This window comes from Lentibacillus sp. L22, from assembly GCF_040812445.1.
GTDB classification, from domain to species: Bacteria; Bacillota; Bacilli; order Bacillales; family Amphibacillaceae; genus Lentibacillus_C; species Lentibacillus_C daqui.
This window is the reverse complement of the sequence record NZ_JBFNXI010000007.1, coordinates 92223-110315: the sequence shown is the minus strand read 5'-3', so window position 1 is coordinate 110315 and position 18093 is coordinate 92223. Positions and strand designations below refer to the sequence as shown.

At 41.9% G+C, this 18093-nt stretch carries 15 protein-coding genes; 2 read left to right on the top strand and 13 right to left on the bottom strand.

Annotation, left to right across the window (positions count from 1 at the left end):
* Positions 1-19: 19 nt before the first annotated feature.
* Complete coding sequence (locus ABRT01_RS05570; RefSeq protein ID WP_269410626.1) at positions 20-1210, bottom strand: glycine C-acetyltransferase; 1191 nt, start codon at positions 1208-1210, stop codon at positions 20-22.
* A 263-nt stretch (positions 1211-1473) separates the two neighbouring features.
* Here ABRT01_RS05570 and ABRT01_RS05565 point away from each other — a divergent pair, with 263 nt between their 5' ends.
* Entirely contained in the window at positions 1474-1608 is a 135-nt protein-coding gene (locus ABRT01_RS05565; protein WP_269410627.1) for a hypothetical protein, read from the top strand.
* 92 nt (positions 1609-1700) lie between these two features.
* On the opposite strand, the gene ABRT01_RS05560 is transcribed toward ABRT01_RS05565, so the two are convergent.
* The 7 genes from ABRT01_RS05560 to ABRT01_RS05530 form a co-directional block, all read right to left on the bottom strand.
* Complete coding sequence (locus ABRT01_RS05560; protein ID WP_367746505.1) at positions 1701-2858, bottom strand: LysM peptidoglycan-binding domain-containing protein; 1158 nt, start codon at positions 2856-2858, stop codon at positions 1701-1703.
* A gap of 468 nt (positions 2859-3326) precedes the next feature.
* Complete coding sequence (gene opp4C / locus ABRT01_RS05555; RefSeq protein ID WP_367746503.1) at positions 3327-4253, bottom strand: oligopeptide ABC transporter permease; 927 nt, start codon at positions 4251-4253, stop codon at positions 3327-3329.
* A gap of 14 nt (positions 4254-4267) precedes the next feature.
* Positions 4268-5233, bottom strand: a complete 966-nt coding sequence (opp4B, locus tag ABRT01_RS05550) for an oligopeptide ABC transporter permease (protein WP_367746502.1) — start codon at positions 5231-5233, stop codon at positions 4268-4270.
* A gap of 35 nt (positions 5234-5268) precedes the next feature.
* Positions 5269-7011 carry an oligopeptide ABC transporter substrate-binding protein gene (gene opp4A, locus ABRT01_RS05545; protein ID WP_367746501.1) on the bottom strand — a complete coding sequence of 581 codons (1743 nt, stop codon included), beginning with the start codon at positions 7009-7011 and terminating at the stop codon, positions 5269-5271.
* Between the two features lie 30 nt (positions 7012-7041).
* Positions 7042-8061: an ABC transporter ATP-binding protein gene (locus ABRT01_RS05540; protein WP_269410632.1), complete on the bottom strand. Its 1020-nt coding sequence runs from the start codon at positions 8059-8061 to the stop codon at positions 7042-7044.
* 4 nt (positions 8062-8065) lie between these two features.
* Positions 8066-9094: an ABC transporter ATP-binding protein gene (locus tag ABRT01_RS05535; protein WP_367746500.1), complete on the bottom strand. Its 1029-nt coding sequence runs from the start codon at positions 9092-9094 to the stop codon at positions 8066-8068.
* A 276-nt stretch (positions 9095-9370) separates the two neighbouring features.
* A complete protein-coding gene (locus ABRT01_RS05530) occupies positions 9371-10297 on the bottom strand; it encodes a DUF1002 domain-containing protein (protein ID WP_269410634.1) in 927 nt (308 codons plus the stop codon).
* Positions 10298-10599: 302 nt separating this feature from the next.
* Here ABRT01_RS05530 and ABRT01_RS05525 point away from each other — a divergent pair, with 302 nt between their 5' ends.
* Positions 10600-11808 carry an MFS transporter gene (locus ABRT01_RS05525; protein WP_367746515.1) on the top strand — a complete coding sequence of 403 codons (1209 nt, stop codon included), beginning with the start codon at positions 10600-10602 and terminating at the stop codon, positions 11806-11808.
* Positions 11809-12109: 301 nt separating this feature from the next.
* On the opposite strand, the gene ABRT01_RS05520 is transcribed toward ABRT01_RS05525, so the two are convergent.
* From ABRT01_RS05520 to ABRT01_RS05500, 5 genes are all read right to left on the bottom strand, one after another.
* On the bottom strand, positions 12110-13054 hold the full coding sequence (locus tag ABRT01_RS05520) for an ABC transporter ATP-binding protein (protein ID WP_269410635.1): 945 nt from the start codon (positions 13052-13054) through the stop codon (positions 12110-12112).
* Between the two features lie 2 nt (positions 13055-13056).
* Positions 13057-14115: an ABC transporter ATP-binding protein gene (locus tag ABRT01_RS05515; protein ID WP_269410636.1), complete on the bottom strand. Its 1059-nt coding sequence runs from the start codon at positions 14113-14115 to the stop codon at positions 13057-13059.
* A 32-nt stretch (positions 14116-14147) separates the two neighbouring features.
* Complete coding sequence (opp3C, locus tag ABRT01_RS05510; protein WP_269410637.1) at positions 14148-15167, bottom strand: oligopeptide ABC transporter permease; 1020 nt, start codon at positions 15165-15167, stop codon at positions 14148-14150.
* A complete protein-coding gene (opp3b, locus tag ABRT01_RS05505; RefSeq protein ID WP_269410638.1) occupies positions 15164-16096 on the bottom strand; it encodes an oligopeptide ABC transporter permease in 933 nt (310 codons plus the stop codon). Before opp3b ends, opp3C begins: the two co-directional genes overlap by 4 nt.
* A gap of 115 nt (positions 16097-16211) precedes the next feature.
* On the bottom strand, positions 16212-17909 hold the full coding sequence (locus tag ABRT01_RS05500; protein WP_269410639.1) for a peptide ABC transporter substrate-binding protein: 1698 nt from the start codon (positions 17907-17909) through the stop codon (positions 16212-16214).
* Positions 17910-18093: the final 184 nt, after the last annotated feature.

Below are 18093 nucleotides of genomic sequence, written 5' to 3'. Positions count from 1 at the left end.
GCATGCTGCCGAGTTTTGTTTAGATCACATCTAACTCTTTTCCTACCTTTTCATATATTGCCAATGCATCATCAAGCATTTGCTTTGTATGGGCTGCGGTTGGCATATTGCGCACGCGTCCCGTACCTCTTGGAACTGTTGGGAAGACGATGGATTTGGCATACACGCCTGCCTCAATTAATTTCTTACTGAATTGCTGAGTTGCTTTTTCATCGCCAATGATGCATGGCGTAATTGGTGTTTCACTATGACCAACATCAAAGCCGAGCTGACGTAACCCTTCTTTTAAATACTTACTGTTTTCCCACAGTTTTTCATTTAATTCCGTGCTTTCCATCAATAGTTCGATTGCTTTGGTAGCGGCTGCTGCATCGGCTGGTGTAACGGCTGTTGAAAACAAGAATGGGCGGGAGCGTACTTTTAACCAGTCGATAAGATTGGCCTTTCCAGCGACATATCCGCCAACAACACCGATTGCTTTGGAAAGTGTCCCCATTTGAAAGTCAATCTTATCCTGCAAGCCAAAATGTTTAACCGTACCTGCACCGTTTCCTAATACACCTGAACCATGTGCATCGTCGACATAGGTGATTAGATCAAATTCTTCTGCTACTTTAACAATTCCTGGAAGGTTGGCAATATCGCCATCCATCGAAAAGACACCATCGGTAATGACCATAATTTTATTATATTGACCGGATTCTACAGCTGCCTTTGCCTTATCACGCAGATCATCCATGTCCGAGTGATTAAAGCGAATGATTTTTGCCCGTGATAAGCGACAGCCATCAATAATCGATGCATGATTTAACTCATCGGATAGAATCGCATCCTGCTTATCCATCACAGCTGATATCGCTGCCATGTTACAATTAAACCCGGATTGAAAGGAGATTGCTGCCTCTGTACCCTTGAACAAGGCTATTTTTTTCTCCAATTCCAGATGAAGGTCGAGCGTCCCGTTAATCGTGCGAACTGCACCAGCGCCAACACCATGTGAATCAATTGCTGCTTTGGCTACCTGCTTCAACCGCTCGTCCGTGGCAAGACCTAAGTAATTATTAGAAGAAAGATTGATTAATTTTTTACCGCGAATTGTAATAACCGGACCGTTTGCTCCCTCCACAGGATCAATTTCATTATACAGCCCGCGTTCACGCAAATCTGCAATATTATCGTCTAAAAATGATTGCAGTTTCTTGCTTGTCATGTGAATCCTCCTTTATATGTAAACGCTATTATATCATATTAAGTTTATCATACTTAATCCATTTTGTTTAATCATATCCGATACCACACTCTCCTATGTTACATACCTTCATGGAAAATGCGGGTTTCTTTAGACGTATTTACCATAAAATTGATTGAACCTTTCAACTTTGTAAGGTTTTACTACAAAATTGTCATGAAAATCGATGGTTTCATTTACTATTTTTCATTATACTAGTACTAGATCTTAAAGGTGAGGGAAACATGATGAAAAAGCTTCTGGTTACATTTTTATTCGTACTGATTGTGGGATTTAGTATTGTTGGGGTTGCCCAGTATTCATCAAAATCGGATGATGTTATTAAAACGCATCACGGGGCAATAAGTGTTCAGTCATAGATAAGTTGGGGTTTTTAGGCATAGAAAAAAGGGAAAACATCACTATCAAGATGTTTTCCCTGGAAATTGCTGACGTTAATTGTGTTCAGATATTAGTCTAAAATCGTAACGTTTACTGAACGTACGCCCCAATTATTTGCTTCACCTTTGTTCGGTACGTGAACGTCGATTTTATTGCCGTTAATTGCACCACCAACATCTGCTGCGGTTGCACGACCGTAGCCTTCTACATACACTTCTGATCCTAATGGAATGACATTTGGATCAACAGCAATAACTTTTGCATCCGGATTAGCATTCAAGTCTACACCTGTTGATGTTACACCGGAGCAACCAGAGCATTCAGATGTATATGCCGTTGCAGATACACTGATAGTTTTACCTTCTGGCGCATTATTATTATCGTTTGATTCAGTTTCAGTTGCTTTTGTTGACTCTTCTTTAGCTGGCTCAGCTTCGGTTGCATCATTATCTTCTTTAGCTGGTTCTGCTTGTTCAGTCTGCTGTGTATTTTCATCCTGATTATCATCTGATGCTTCAGCAGTATTATCGGCTGGTTGTTCAGATGGCTGTTCCGCTGGCTGTTCAGCCGGTTGTTCACTTGGTTGCTCAGATGGCTGCTCTACTGGCTGTTCAGCCGGTTGTTCAGATGGCTGTTCTGTTGGTTGCTCAGCCGGTTGCTCGGATGGCTGTTCTGCTGGCTGCTCAGCCGGTTGTTCACTCGGTTGCTCAGATGGCTGCTCTACTGGCTGTTCAGCCGGTTGTTCAGATGGCTGTTCTGTTGGTTGCTCAGCCGGTTGCTCAGATGGCTGTTCTGCTGGTTGCTCTACTGGTTCAGATACCTGCTCATTATTCTGGGCAACATTTTCTCCATTGACTTGGAGTTTCTGACCAACAACGATTAAATCGGAACTCAGGTTATTCCATGCCTTCAGATTGGCTACCGTTGTCTCAAACTTATGGCTGATACGGAATAATGTATCGCCTTTTTGAACGGTATATGTGTTGGTGTTTTCTTCCGTTTCACCAGTATTACCAGTTTCATTGATCACTAGTTTTTGGTTTGGGAAGATCAAATCTGTATCTAAATTGTTTTGTTGTAGTAAATCGTCTACTGTTGTGTTATTTTTTTGTGCGATGTCCCAAAGGCTATCACCTTTTTGGACGTTGTACTCTTCTGCTGAAACATTCGTTACAGCTGCGCCAGCAATAATGACACCTGTAGCTAATGCTGCTACTATTTTTTTCATCGGGTAGTCCCTCCTTCGATTTCTGACAATGCCTATACTATCATACGGGACAGGCCAGTGCAGTTACAAAACGGTTAAGGTTATATTACAAGAATTACCGAATCAACTATATTCGTTACAAAAGATAATAAGTTTGTGACAGGGGGTAAAATTTACTATATTAATAGTAATAAAACCGCATTTTTCTGTTAATTTCTACATTTTTCATAGAACCAAAGAGGAAGCGAAGGCCAAACAACAAGAACTTTCAGCTATAGATTGCCCGAGATTCGCTGCAGAACGAAGCAAAATCGCTATAGCTGTAATGCGAGGGTGGTTGTGCGTAACTTTTAGCGGCTTTTAATCAGATTCTCCCCGGGATTCCTTCTCTTGAATATTTCGCACAAAAAGGCTTGTCCTATATATTATCAGACAAGCCTTTTAAATAAATCATTCCACTATAAGCAGTCAATCTATATGACAATCACCCTACTTACGTGATTTCGGATTAAACGCATCCTTAAACCCTTCGCCAATAAAGTTAATTGATAGAATCGTAAACGTAATCGCTAAACCAGGCGGAATCCAAATCCACCACTTACCGCTGAGTGTACCTGGGTCGCGAGCAGCTTGTAACATATTACCCCAGCTTGGTGTCCCCACTGGCACGCCAAATCCCAGGTAACTTAAACCTGTTTCAGCAACGATCATCGCCGCTAACAATAGTGTTGCCTGGACAATAATCGTGGACATCACGTTCGGCAATAAATGCTTCATGATTACTTTGGAAGGTCTGGTACCGATCGATATAGCGCTTAAAATATATTCGTTCTCCTTCTCTGACATCACCTTGCTCCGGATAACCCTGGCAGCCCCCGTCCAGCTTAACAAACTAATGACGACAATTAATGCAAGGACACCACTATCAACAAAAATGGTTTTCAACACGATTACAAAAATCAGAAACGGGAAATTCATCATAAAGTCGGTAAACCGCATGAGAATAGAATCCACTTTGCCTCCATAAAAACCGGAGATGGTTCCGATCAATGTGGCAATTAGAATAATAATTGCTGTGCAGGAAAAACCGATCATCAAGGATGTCCGTCCACCATAGAGCAACATCGTCACAATGTCCCGACCCGCTCCGTCAGCGCCCAGCCAATGTTCAGCGGATGGCATCGCATCAATTAGCCGCGGTTCAATTCGACTTGGGTCAATATCCGTCAAAAAAGATGCCGACAACGACAAGGCTGTAACGACAACCAGAAAAATAAGACTAATCATCGACAAATAATTGTGGGTAAACTTTCTACGGGCAAGCGCCCATTGTGACAAACTCTTCTTCACCGGCCTTTTCGCTTTTGACGTTGGAGGGGTCGGCTGCTCAGGCAGTTGATTTGTTATCGGATCCATATTGCATTCCCCCTTTAATCCAACCTGATCCTTGGGTCAACCAAGGCATACAGTATATCAGCGATTAAGTTACCAAGAAGCGTCATCACGGTTAACAGCATCGTGATACCCATCACAACCGTATAGTCACGGTTGTTAATGGAATCGACAAATAATTGCCCAACCCCTGGATAGGTGAAAATGGTCTCAATAATGACTGACCCGCCGATAATCCCTGCCAGGTCAAATCCCAGCAAGGTAACAATCGGGATGACCGAGTTTCGTAAAATATGCTTATTATAAATTTTCCGCTCGGATGTCCCTTTTGCTCGGGCGGTTCGCACATAGTCCTTCTGGGCGCTTTCAATCATGTCATTACGTAAAAACTGCGTATAACTGGCGATCGGTAATAAGCCCAGACATAAGGATGGTAAAATGGCATGCTGCACCTTGCTAACAATATATTCCCAAGATCCTGGGCTTACCCCGGAACCAATACTGCCCGTTGCTGGCAACCAGCCCAACTGAAAGGAAACAAAATAGATTAATAATAAGGCCGCTACAAAACTCGGCATTGCCAAAGCTAAATAATTGATAATCTGTACCCCATAATCTCCGGTTGTATTGGGCCGTCTTCCCGCATATTTGCCCATTAAAAAGGCGACTATGTACGTAATAAACATCGCGATGACAGCCAGCAAAATGGTGTTTGGCAAGCGTGACAAAATCAAATCGGAAACAGGCATTTTATGCACGAATGATTGTCCAAAATCTCCATGTAAAAAACCGCCGATCCAATGTAAATACTGCTGATAAATTGGATCATTTAATCCCAATTTACTACGCATGTCCGCAATATATTCCGGATTTGCATTCAATGGATCGATTTTCCCTGTCAGGGCATCCCCTGGCATTAAATGTGCCAGGAAGAATACCACAACAGAGACAAGGAAAATAATCGGGATCATGGTGACAATTCGTCGTAATGTATAAACAAACATGTTTTTTGATACCCCTTACATTTGAATTGTCTTGCTTAATTCGACCCACCAGCGTCTGTAACCCACCATAAGTAAGGATCCTTTATAGCAGTAAATGAGTTCGTATGCACATTTTGTACCCGCTTATTTACGGCATAGACATCAATTGGGGCATATAAGAAAATACTTGGCAATTCCTCATTGATAAGTTTTTGCCATTCCACATAAACGTCCTTTCGATAGTCTTTATCGAACGCTTTTTCACTAATACCTTCTTCAATTAACTTATCTGAATCTTCGTTTACCCAGCGATAATAATTAAAAAAGTCATCTCTTTTCCATAAACCAGTTGGATCCGGATCGCTAGCTGAGACCCAAGCACCCATAAACGTTTCCACTGATTCATCATCTGCTTCCAATGTATCATAGAACAGGTTCATTTCTTTTAGCCCACCGTTTAGCTTGGCATTAATACCGACATCCTTCCAGTTTTGCAGTACATATTCCGCACGCGGTTCAGAAATATCAGTTCCGGACATGGAATCAAAGTTGACCGTGAATTTTTTGCCATCCGGGTCTTCTCGCCAACCATCGTCATCCACGTCTTTGTAACCCGCTTTATCCAACAGTTTTTTCGCTTTCTCCGGATCGTAATCATAGGTTGTTAGTTCGGATTCATCTGCTTTGGCCCAGCTCACAGGAGGAATTGGTGCTTCAATTAACTCACCTAAACCATTGGAGAAGGAATCGAGAATGCCTTGCCGGTCAATCGCATATGCCATCGCCTGACGCAACTGTTTATTCTGGAATTTTTCACGATCCATCACATTTTCCTTCTTCTTTTTATCCCAATGCCCCAGCTTGAAACCAATATAGTTGAATCCTAACGATGGTTCCTCATGCAGCTCAATGTTGTCCAGTTTCTTTATCTCTTTGTATTGGCTGCTTGGGGCTTCCATGATGTCAATTTCACCATTTTCCAATGCACCAGAAGCAAGGGAAGCATCAATGACTTTATAAACGACGCCGTCCAAATATGGTTCACCTTGCCAGTAATCATCAAATCGTTCCAGCTCAACCATTTCCCCCGGAACAATCTTTTTCACTTTAAACGGGCCGGTTCCAATCGGATTTTTGCGTACTTGATCAGAATCTGGCAAATCTTTCACCGCAATATCTTTGTAATAATGTTTTGGCATTGGATAGCCCCATAGATTATCAATCGTATTTGGTGCAACATCGGTCAAATGCAATACAATTGTCTTATCATCTTTTATATCAATTCCTGAAATACTATCTGCCTTACCATTGCGGTACTCTTGTGCCCCTTTGACCATTGCTACGTTAGAGAAACGGGTTCCCTCATAATCCGGATCGGCAATTACTTCATAGGCATAGGCGATATCTTCTGCAACCAATGGTTCACCGTCATGCCACTTGATGCCGTCTTTAATCGTAAAGGTAACCGTTTTAGCATCTTTATCAATTTCGTATTCAGCCATACCGGGCTCTGGTTCCAATTCATCATTCGTCTCCTTTAATTCATCCGTCATCAGTTCAAGAATATGAAAATCATCTGTCCCCTCATATAATCCCGGTTCTAGCAACCCCTTAAATGGCTGGGAAAAACCGTATGTTACTTTACCACCTTTTTGCGGCTCACCTGCTTTGGCCTTTTCACCACTATCAGTTCCGGAATCTGTTTCTGTCTCGCCGTCTGTAGTAGTATCCGCACAAGCAGCCAAAACCATGGACAGAGCAAAAACAAGCGTTAACAATAACCAGAATTTCCTTTTCAACTAATATTCCCCCTCGTAAAATATTAATCTTTAATCATCCTGATACAAGAGACATGCGACCTGTTGATTAGGCCTCACCTCCTTCAGCGTTGGTACGATTTCTTTGCATTTCTCCATCGCAACCGGACACCTGGTATGGAATACACACCCTGTTGGCGGATTTTGTGGGCTTGGCACATCTCCTTGTAAAATAATGCGTTCTTTTTTCTTTAATGGATCTGGTTCTGGAATTGCTGATGTTAGCGCTTTAGTATATGGATGCAATGGTTCATGGTAAATTGCGTCCTTATCACCAATTTCAACTAAATGCCCCAAATACATGACACCAATCCGGTCACTCATATGTTTCACAACACTGAGATCATGGGCAATAAACAAATATGTTAGATCAAATTCATCCTGCAGTTCTTTTAACAAGTTCAATACTTGGGACTGAATCGATACGTCTAATGCACTGACCGGTTCATCGGCAACAATCAGCTTGGGGTTAAGAGCTAATGAACGAGCAATACCAATTCGCTGCCGCTGTCCACCCGAAAATTCATGCGGATATTTGTAATAATCTTCTTCACGCAGGCCAACCCGACGTAACAGTGCTTTGACATCGTTCCGTAATGCTTTGTGAGATTGCTTCGTATAATTGCGCAGGGGTTCATCAACTAAATGGCCAACCATCATTTTGGGATTCAAGGAAGCATATGGATCTTGAAAAACCATTTGAAAATCCTGACGTGCCTTGCGCAATGCGGGCCCGCTCAAACTGGTAATATCTTTGCCATCAAAAATAATTTGTCCATCCGTTGACTCGGTCAGCCTGAGGATAGTTCGGCCGGCTGTTGACTTTCCACAGCCCGATTCACCTACAAGACCAAATGTTTCTCCCTTCTTTAATGTTAGTGAAATATCATCAACTGCTTTCACATTGCCAACCTTCCGTTTAAAAAATCCAGCGTGTACTGGATAATATTTTTTTAAATGCTTGACGTCTAACAAAACATCTTTATCGGCTAAATTCTTTTTCTCCTTCACGGATAGGCTTCGTTCACTCATAACCTCACTTCCTTCTTCGCACCTGTTGTGTATTGTCTGGATAACACGTATTATAAAGAAGGCATCTGGCATACTGTCCTTCAGCAACCTCGGCAAGCTTTGGCGTTACCTTGGTACAATCCCCGAATGCCTTTGGACAACGATCAGCAAACCGGCAGCCAACGTGTGGCATATTTTCAAGTGATGGAACCACACCGTCAATAGTATTTAATTTTTCAGCATTCTCGTCCATCCGTGGTATACTGCTTAACAGCGACTCCGTATAAGGATGTTTTGGTTTGGTAAACAATTCGACTACATTGGCTGTCTCCACAATCTGCCCCGCATACATGACAATCACACGATCAGCCATTTCCGCGACAACACCCAGATCGTGTGTAATTAGCATAATCGCCATATCCTCTTTATCCTGGATTTCCTTCAACAACTCCAAAATCTGTGCCTGAACGGTTACGTCAAGTGCGGTTGTCGGCTCATCGGCAATCAACAATTTTGGATGTAACGCAATCGCCATGGCAATCATCACCCGCTGCCGCATTCCTCCTGAAAGCTGATGCGGATATTCGTCGATAATCTTTTCCGGCCGCGAGATACCGACCTGCTTTAATAAATGAATTGCCTTTTCCCGTGCTTCCTTTTTGGTCAACTCCACGTGGTTAAATAGTACCTCCATCAATTGCGAACCGATCGTGAATACCGGATTCAGTGCGGTCATCGGTTCCTGGAAGATCATCGCAATATCTTTCCCACGTACTTTATTCATTTCTTTATCTGTCTTTTTCGTTAAATCTTCGCCATTGAATATGATATTGCCGGAAGAAATTTTAGAATTCTGTTTGGGCAACAGCTGCATGATGGATAGCGACATCACACTCTTGCCGCAACCCGATTCACCAACGACACAGACAAACTCTCTTGGCTTTACTTCTAAGCTAATATCGACTACCGCATGTTGTAATTCCCCATCGATGATAAAACCTGTATGTAAATGATTGACCTGAAGCAGACTGTTCTCTTGCTGATCTTGTGCCAATCAGCCTTCACTCCCTTCACAACTTGGTTAAGATCGCAAAAATGATGACAAAAATAGTTGATTCGATCAGGCGACAAAACAGTTTACAATATAACTACTATATTTTCATAAGTATGTAACATGATTGTAAAATAACAATTATTTATTTTAGTATAAATTATTTTCTGAATGTTAACAAGCCCCCTTTTCACATATTTACAAAAAAATGGGGCAAAACCCGTCCGCCATTTTCATTCATTCGTGTGGCGGGGGGGTCTGCCCCAAGATCTATTCCGATTAACCAAATAAGCCTTTGAAGAAGTTGATGATCAGTTGGAAAAGCTCCTTAAAGAAATTGGCAACTTTCTGCCAGAAGCTAGGGTCAATGTCATCGATTTTGTTTTTTACCTTTGACGCGATATCACTAAGTTGGTCTTTCACTTTACCAAAGTCAATGTCCAGATCACGCATTTTGTCGAACAGGTTAGTCAGCATTTGTCGATCCTGTTCGCTCAGGTTGACCTCCATTTTATCCAGCTGGTCTTTGACAATTTGTTCGACTTCCTCCTTGGTAGCAGGATCTTTTTCGGCGATTTCCTTTTTAATATCAGTAAATAATTCACTTACCTTTTCCTCATTCAGCCCATCTTTTTCTGCCAGATCGGTAGCGGCGTCCAATTCATCGTTCGCCAGTTCCATCCGTTCTTTATCCAATTCAACACCTTGTACATCATAGGCCTTGTAAATACCGGTTAATGCGGAGTGCCCGCTCACCTTGACCGGCGATACGACATCGACAGTTGCATCCTCTACCCCTGCCGTTAATAATGCATTGGCATACATTTCGCTCGTTACCTCCGTGATATTATCCGGTGTAACAATATTGATGGTTAACCCTTTTCCTTTTTCCTCCCTGGTGATTTTTGCCGATGAATACATGTGTGAATGTGGATCACCATCAATGTAATTGGCAATGTCCTGTCCCGTAACATTATATTCCTCTACATCATCGGGATTGGTTACTTTCAGCAGGTCACGGACTTTTTGCTTTTGCTCGGCGGTTAATGTATCACCATAAACGACAACCGGCACACCCAGTTTTTCATTTATACTATCGGAATTATCGTTTGCTCCATCAGTGGCCATGACAGGTAATGAAATCCCGGTAATCAGGCCAATTAATACAAGCATCATAACGAGTTTCTTCCATAATTGTTGTCTCATATCGTTGTCCCCTTTTCATTTGCTTCCACTATACTATTCGTGAACACATGCTTATTTCTATTCCTTCATCGGATAAATCATAACCAGATTATAACCTATTACGCTTAAATAAGACACCAAAAAATAGGTTCATATAATTGAAGAATTTGTGTACATGAACCATTTTTAACATTATTTGAGCATAAAACTTTCCTTTTATTCGTTTCCTATTTATTATTTAGGTTGACGAATTAAATGTCCGAAAGAGGGTATTCACAATCGTTGATCAACAGGAACGTATAGTAAAGCGAAATTTGGCGATCATGTGGTTTGCCAATTTTTTTGTTGCTAGCAGTATGACGATGATTTTGCCATTCCTTTCTTTGTACATTGAATCATACGGGAACTTCTCCGCTTCCTATGTACAAAACTGGTCTGGCTGGATTTTTGGTATTACATTTGTCACGGCACTTATTTTTTCTCCGATTTGGGGGCGTATCGGTGACAAATATGGAAGAAAACGTGTTTTAATCATTTCTGCAACAGGTCTTGGCATCTCCATTTTGTTAATGGGATTTGCCACAAACGTATGGCAGCTATTTATATTACGATTTATCATGGGTGTATTTACTGGGTTTATCCCGATATCGCAAGCCTTTATCGTAACCCAGACACCGAAGCGTATTGCTGGCCGTGTCCTGGGAACCTTACAAACCGGAAGTATTACTGGCCAGTTGATGGGGCCGCTCATCGGTGGAGCCTTTGCAGATGTATTCGGATATGCAGCTACATTTCGTTGGACTTCGATTTCCATTTTCATATCCGGAATTCTTGTATATGTTGGGGTTAAGGAATTAATGATTTCATTTGCCGATGATAAAGATAGCAAAAGCTCTTATTCCAGTAAAGAGGTCATCGCTCACATCTTTTCTCGCCCTGTATTGCTCGTTGTCATGTTCATTTCCATGCTTGTGCAGGTTGCCCACTTTAGTGTACAGCCGATTTTATCATTGTATGTGAACGAACTGCATGGGTCAGCAAATATTGCCTTTTATTCCGGGCTCGCCTTTTCCGCAGCAGGCCTTGGCAATCTGTTCATGGCAAGACGTTGGGGACGCTTGGGTGACCGTATTGGTTATATTAAAATAGTAATCTTCTTATTATTCATGGCGGGGATTGTCTATTTCCCAGCAGCTTTTGTCACGAACATCTGGCAATTAGTTATCCTAAGGTTCTTCCTCGGAATAGCGATTGGCGGCATTATTCCGGTACGAATTGCTTACATCAGGCAAGAGGCGCCATTAGCGATTCAGGGGGAAGTCCTCGGATACAACACATCGCTACGTTTTGCCGGAAATATTATCGGTCCCATGCTTGGTGGCATGTTAGCAGGATTCTTCGGCATTTCCAGTGTATTTTTTGTTACCAGTGGTTTGCTCGTTTTAAGTGGAATCATCATGCTCATCACCTGGTACCGCAGTGAATATCAAGGAAATCACGCACATCGGCGATTATCATCACATCATAGCTAGGTGGGACCCGGGGACGGTTCTCCTGTCCCATCATTTTTTACATAAAATCATAACGGGGATGCGATCTCCTTTGTCATGAAGAAAAATTTGCTTGAATTCCAGCCAATTGGTTAGCTTTCGTGGGTTTTCGATCAACTTTGCGACTGCCTCGATCTACTTCCGTGCGTTTTCGATCGACTTTGCAACCGGTTCGATCAGCTTTCGCGCACTCTCGATCAACTTTATAACCAGCGCGATCGAATTTCATAAAAAAACCGGACACGTTCATGCGAATGTGTCCGGTTTTGTCTAAATCTACATCTTATTTTTGTTTATAATTCGCCTTGCATTCTTCAAACTCTTTTTCTGAGCCGTAAACAAAATGACCAGGTGCAATCTCCCGCATTTTGACCTCATCCGCTTCTGTATATTGATGATCTTCCGGATGGTAGGCCTGCCGCACGCGTGAACGTTCGTAATCGGGATCAGGCAGCGGAATCGCCGATAGCAGTGATTGCGTATATGGATGCATTGGATTACGGTACAAATCTTCAGCAGGTGCAAGCTCGACCAATTTGCCAAAATACATGACGCCGATCCGGTCACTGATATACTTGACCATCGATAAGTCATGGGCAATAAACATGTAGGTCAACCCTTTTTCTTTTTGCAGCTTTTTCATCAGATTAACGACTTGTGCCTGAATCGAAACATCCAAGGCGGAGATTGGTTCATCCGCAATAATGAATTCGGGATCCACTGCCAATGCCCGAGCAATTCCGATGCGCTGCCGTTGTCCTCCAGAAAATTCGTGTGGGTAACGATTCGCATGCTCGCGATTCAAACCAACTGTTTCCAGGAGTGAATACACCTTTTCCATCCGATCCTTTTGTGATTTGGCAAGGCCATGAATGTCAATCCCCTCGGCAATCAGATCCGAGACCTTCATCCTTGGGTTCAATGATGCATATGGGTCCTGGAAAATCATCTGCATTTTTCGATGAAGTTCTTTCAATTGTGCCTTAGACTTTTTCTCATGCACATTTACTCCCCGATATAGCACTTCTCCATCGGTTGCTTGGTATAAACGGATAATTGCCCGGCCAGTGGTTGACTTCCCACAGCCGGATTCGCCAACAAGCCCCAATGTTTCACCTTTATAAATATCAAATGTTACTCCATCGACAGCACGAACTTCTTTTGGCTTTCCCACGTTAAAATGCTGTTTCAGGTTTTTTACTTCCAATAATTTTTCCATTTCCGCCATTGTTACCTTTCCCCTTTCCCGGAACCAACTTGTTGTGCGTGGAACTTATCCATTCGCTCTTTTACAACAGAAGGTGGCTCTACTTTTGGTGCATTGGGGTGTAATAGCCATGTGGCGGCATAGTGCGTATCCGAAACTTGAAACATTGGCGGATCTTCTTCCAAATCAATTTGCATCGCATAAGGATTTCTTGGTGCAAACGCATCACCTTTAGGCGGGTTTAACAAATCAGGTGGTGTGCCGGGAATCACATATAGTTCCTCATTGTTCGTATCCAAGCTTGGCATGGAACTGATTAATCCCCAAGTATACGGATGTTGTGGATTATAGAAAATTTCATCTACCGTCCCGATTTCGACAATTTTCCCGCCGTACATCACGGCTACCCGATCAGCCACATTGGCGACGACACCCAAATCGTGTGTGATGAAAATGATCGATGTTTCAATTTGCTTTTGCAGTTCTTTCATTAAGTCCAGGATTTGTCCCTGGATCGTAACGTCCAATGCTGTTGTTGGCTCATCAGCAATTAATATCTTTGGTGCACAGGCAAGCGCGATCGCAATGACAACCCGCTGCCGCATTCCGCCTGAGAACTGATGCGGATATTGTTTCAGGCGAATTTCCGGTTTGGGAATTCCAACCAAATCCAATAGTCTGACAGCCCGTTCTTTTGCCTTGTGTTTGCTCAAGTTTTGATGTTTTAATAATGGTTCCATAATTTGCTTGCCAATTGTCATCGTCGGATTCAAGGATGTCATTGGATCCTGGAAAATCATCGAAATGTCCTTTCCGCGAATTTTTTGCATCTGTCCTTCCGATGCTTTAGCAAGATCTTTATCATGAAACAGAATTTCTCCTGCTTTAATTTCCGAATTTCCAGGTGGTAGCAGGCGCATAATCGATTTGGTAGTTACTGATTTGCCAGATCCGGACTCGCCAACAATCGCGAGTGTCTCTCCCTCATACAGGTCAAAGTTGACACCACGGATCGCCTGCACTTCCCCGGCAAATGTATGGAACGATATATGAAGATCATTTACTTCCAATAACTTATTCACGTTGTTTCACCTCACTATTCATGGACTATCTATTAATCACGCATTTTTGGATCAAATGCATCGCGAAGTCCATCTCCAATCAAGTTACAGGTAATCAGGACGATACAGATCACAATACATGGAATAATCATTAAATGGGGGAGAAATTGAAACGTCTCATACCCATCTTCAATTAATGTACCCAGTGATGCATCTGGCGGCTGTAAACCGATCCCGATAAAGCTTAAGAATGCTTCAAAAAAGATAGCACTCGGTATGGTAAACATGGTGTTGATAATAATAACTCCTGACAAATTCGGTAATAAATGTTTAAAGAGTAATCGATTATTTTTCGCCCCAAGCGTTCGTGAAGCAAGAATATACTCCTGATCCTTCAGTTTTAATACTTGTCCGCGGACAACTCGAGCCATGCCAATCCAGCCGGTAATAACCATGGCGATCGTAATGGATAGAATCCCAGGTTTTAAGATTAATAGCATTAAAATAACCACGATCAAATTCGGAATACCCGAAATAACTTCCAGTATCCGCTGCATGATGTTATCGACACGTCCACCCATAAAACCAGATATCAATCCATACACAACCCCAACCAGCATATCGATCACTGCTGCGAGCAAGGCGATATACAACGATACCCTGGTACCCAGCCATGTTCTGGTAAACAGGTCACGTCCCAGACTGTCTGTACCAAACCAGTAATATTCGCCAACATTTTGCTGTTCGTATACATTCGTTTTTTCACCGCCAACATCCATTGTTCCATCCAAGATCCCGATTTTCTCCAACCCGGGAACGCGGGGAGGAAGGTTGGCCTTGGTTACATCTTGCTCAACCCCATCATACGGTGTGATATGGGGACCCACGATTGCCATGAAAATGATCAATAGCAAAACAACCAAACTAACTAGGGCACCTTTATTTTTTCGAACACGCAGCCAGGCATCTTTCGCAAATGAAAGCTGCGGTTTCTCAATCTTTTCACTATCAACATTGCCTTTGGGAGCGGGTGCAAATCGGTCTTTTGGTATTTCTTGCGTATAATTCGTCATGATTTATCCCCTCCAGCCAGGCGAATCCTTGGATCAATAATGCCATATAGTATATCAATGACTAAAATAATCACGGTTAACAAGAAAGCAAAAAACAGCGTTGTCCCCATGATAATCGGGAAGTCATTGGTTTGAATCGATTTAACAAACTGTTCGCCAATTCCAGGGATGGCAAAAATTTGTTCAACCACCAGGGAACCTGTCATCAATCCTACTGCCATCGGCCCCAGTACAGTTATCAGAGGAATGAGTGCATTGCGGATGGCATGCTTAAAGGATACTTCCATTCGAGAGTTCCCTTTTGCTTTTGCTAAGGTAATATAGTCTGATCCTAACACTTCTATTAGCTCTGTTCGCATAAAGCGGGCTGCAGTCGCCACAGGAAATATGGCCAGCGCGATGGTAGGCATGATTGATGAGGCAAATCCATCCCAGGAAGCCACTGGTAATAATTGCAGTTTTACTCCAATATAATATTGCAAGACCGCCGCAAAGACAAAGGATGGAATTGATTTTCCCAATACAGCTAAAAATGTACTTCCATAATCAATCCATGTATTCTGAAACATGGCAGCAAGCATTCCCAGTAAAATACCAATAATGGTTCCAACAACCATTGCCTGGAATCCAAGTTCCAATGATGGTCCTACACGATTCATTAATAAGTGGGTAACCGGTTGATTATCAAACTGAAATGATACACCAAGGTCACCTTTGACAATATTCACCATATAGTTGGCATACTGGACAGGAATTGGCTTATCCAATCCATATTTTTCATCCAAAATAATACGTTGGTCTTCAGTCAGTTTTTCTTCGTTTTGAAACGGGGTACCAGGCAAAAACTTCATTAAAAAGAATGTGACAGAGGCTATAATAAACAACGTAATAACCATATAGATTATCCGTTTCATTAAATACTTCGCCATCCTGTTTCCTCCTAAACGCAATTAAAAATAAAAATATTCTCAAAAAAATTGTCGAAACATGGGAAAGAGAGTATTTGTTGAAATACCCTCTTTCCAATTGTTGTCATCTGGTTATTTATTTTTCAATGGTGACATTTTTCAGCGAGTAATCCGGTCCGAATAAATGCTCTTCCAAACCTTTGACATATGGTTTGATCAATGTGATACGTCCACGCTGATAGATTGGTGCAATAACTGTGTCTTCCTGAATCAAAAGTTTTTCAGCTTTCAACATCGTTTCCCAACGTTTTTCAGGGTCGTTGGCATATTTTATTTTGGCATCGTCAATGAGTTTGTCATATTCTTTGCTCGAATATCCAGTTTCATTATTCCCACCATCTGTAACGTACAGGTCAAGATAGGTCATTGGATCCAAATAGTCTGCTCCCCAGCCATGCATCACAATATCATAATTTTGTTCACTTGTGTCCTTCAAACGAACTTTAAATGGAACATTGGATACATTCAATTTCAAACCATCAAGATTGGATTCTAATTGGTTTTTGAAATACTCAGACGTTGTTTTGGCATTTTCGGTATCATCACTTAAGTAATCAAGCTCAAGTGAATCCTCACCCAATTCCTTCAATCCTTTTTCCCAATACTCCTTGGCTTTGTCAACATCATAAGAAATTAAATCGCCACTATCATCACGGAAGTCTTCATCCGTTTCAGGGTTGGTTGCCAAACCGCGTGGTACATAGCCGTCAGTTGGCACGGAGCCATTTGCCAGCACTTGATCTGTATAGGCTTTTTTATCAAATGCCATCGCCAATGCTTTACGGATATTTTTGTTGGCTAATGGCGTATCTTTGCCGTCACGTTTTTGGTTGAATTTCAAATACCATGAGCTTGACTCTTCAAACGTAGCAGCATTTGGATCGTTTTGATACTGTTTTGCATATTCAGCACTTAACGCAGCCGTACGATCCGTTTTATCTGTTTCAAACAAGTTTACAGCAGTACTTGGTTTTTTAGAAACTTGTACATTGACCTCATCCAGGTTTACATTGTCTTTATCATAATATTCATCATTTTTTTCATACTTCCAGTTTAGACCGGAACCATCCCAATCGGTTAACACGAATGGTCCGTTTGCCAACATGTTGTCACTATTGGTACCAAATTTATCGCCTTTTTCTTCAACGAATTTCTCATTTAACGGCAGGTATGTTCCAAATGCTAATAAGGAATCAAAATATTCAATTGGTATATCCAGTGTTACTTTTAATGTATAATCATCTTCTGCTTTTACAGCCAATTCGTCCGGATCTTTATCACCATTTATGATTTCTGATGCATTTTTGATAACTCCGTCAAACATGTACGCATATTCCGAACCAGTCTCGGGATCAACGGCGCGTTGCCATGCATAAACAAAATCATTGGCAGTTACCGGATCACCATTTGACCATTTGGCATCTTCACGCAATTTAAACGTGTATTCCTTTCCATCTTCACTAATATCTGGTTCACCGTCGGCGATTGCCGGAACCGGATTGTCATCTTTGTCCAATCCATAAAGACCTTCCATTGTTTGTCCAAATACGATAAAACTAGCCTGGTCTGTTGCCAGTGATGGATCCCCGGTTGGAATCTCTTGCGTTTCAATCATATTAAAGACTTGCTTGCCAGAGGAACCACTGCCATCTGAACCTTCTTTGTCACCGCTCCCCTCACCGCTGCTTGAATCTGACCCACCACCACAGGCAGATAGTACCATAGCGACAGCCAAGACAAACCCAATAAAGAGATAATATTTTGACTTTTTCATTCCCCGACCACCCTTTTATTTTTTAATAGTGCTACATCTCTTATTATACAATATAATTTTTAATTGTAAATTGTTTTTTTCAATACATTTTGTTATTTTATGACTAGTTTTGAAGAATGATTTCTGCTATTTTTGACCAAAAACCGTTAAATTATAGGCACTAGCGCCTATAAACAGATAATTT

Excerpts from the sequence above, each read along its gene's own strand:
- opp4C (WP_367746503.1), bottom strand. The coding sequence starts at position 4,253 with ATGGATCCGATAACAAATCAACTGCCTGAGCAGCCGACCCCTCCAACG.
- ABRT01_RS05560 (WP_367746505.1), bottom strand. The coding sequence starts at position 2,858 with ATGAAAAAAATAGTAGCAGCATTAGCTACAGGTGTCATTATTGCTGGC.
- ABRT01_RS05540 (WP_269410632.1), bottom strand. The coding sequence starts at position 8,061 with ATGAGTGAACGAAGCCTATCCGTGAAGGAGAAAAAGAATTTAGCCGAT.
- ABRT01_RS05500 (WP_269410639.1), bottom strand. The coding sequence starts at position 17,909 with ATGAAAAAGTCAAAATATTATCTCTTTATTGGGTTTGTCTTGGCTGTC.
- ABRT01_RS05520 (WP_269410635.1), bottom strand. The coding sequence starts at position 13,054 with ATGGCGGAAATGGAAAAATTATTGGAAGTAAAAAACCTGAAACAGCAT.
- ABRT01_RS05525 (WP_367746515.1), top strand. The coding sequence starts at position 10,600 with ATGTGGTTTGCCAATTTTTTTGTTGCTAGCAGTATGACGATGATTTTG.
- ABRT01_RS05565 (WP_269410627.1), top strand. The coding sequence starts at position 1,474 with ATGATGAAAAAGCTTCTGGTTACATTTTTATTCGTACTGATTGTGGGA.
- opp4B (WP_367746502.1), bottom strand. The coding sequence starts at position 5,233 with ATGTTTGTTTATACATTACGACGAATTGTCACCATGATCCCGATTATT.
- opp3C (WP_269410637.1), bottom strand. The coding sequence starts at position 15,167 with ATGACGAATTATACGCAAGAAATACCAAAAGACCGATTTGCACCCGCT.
- opp3b (WP_269410638.1), bottom strand. The coding sequence starts at position 16,096 with ATGGCGAAGTATTTAATGAAACGGATAATCTATATGGTTATTACGTTG.
- ABRT01_RS05570 (WP_269410626.1), bottom strand. The coding sequence starts at position 1,210 with ATGACAAGCAAGAAACTGCAATCATTTTTAGACGATAATATTGCAGAT.
- ABRT01_RS05530 (WP_269410634.1), bottom strand. The coding sequence starts at position 10,297 with ATGAGACAACAATTATGGAAGAAACTCGTTATGATGCTTGTATTAATT.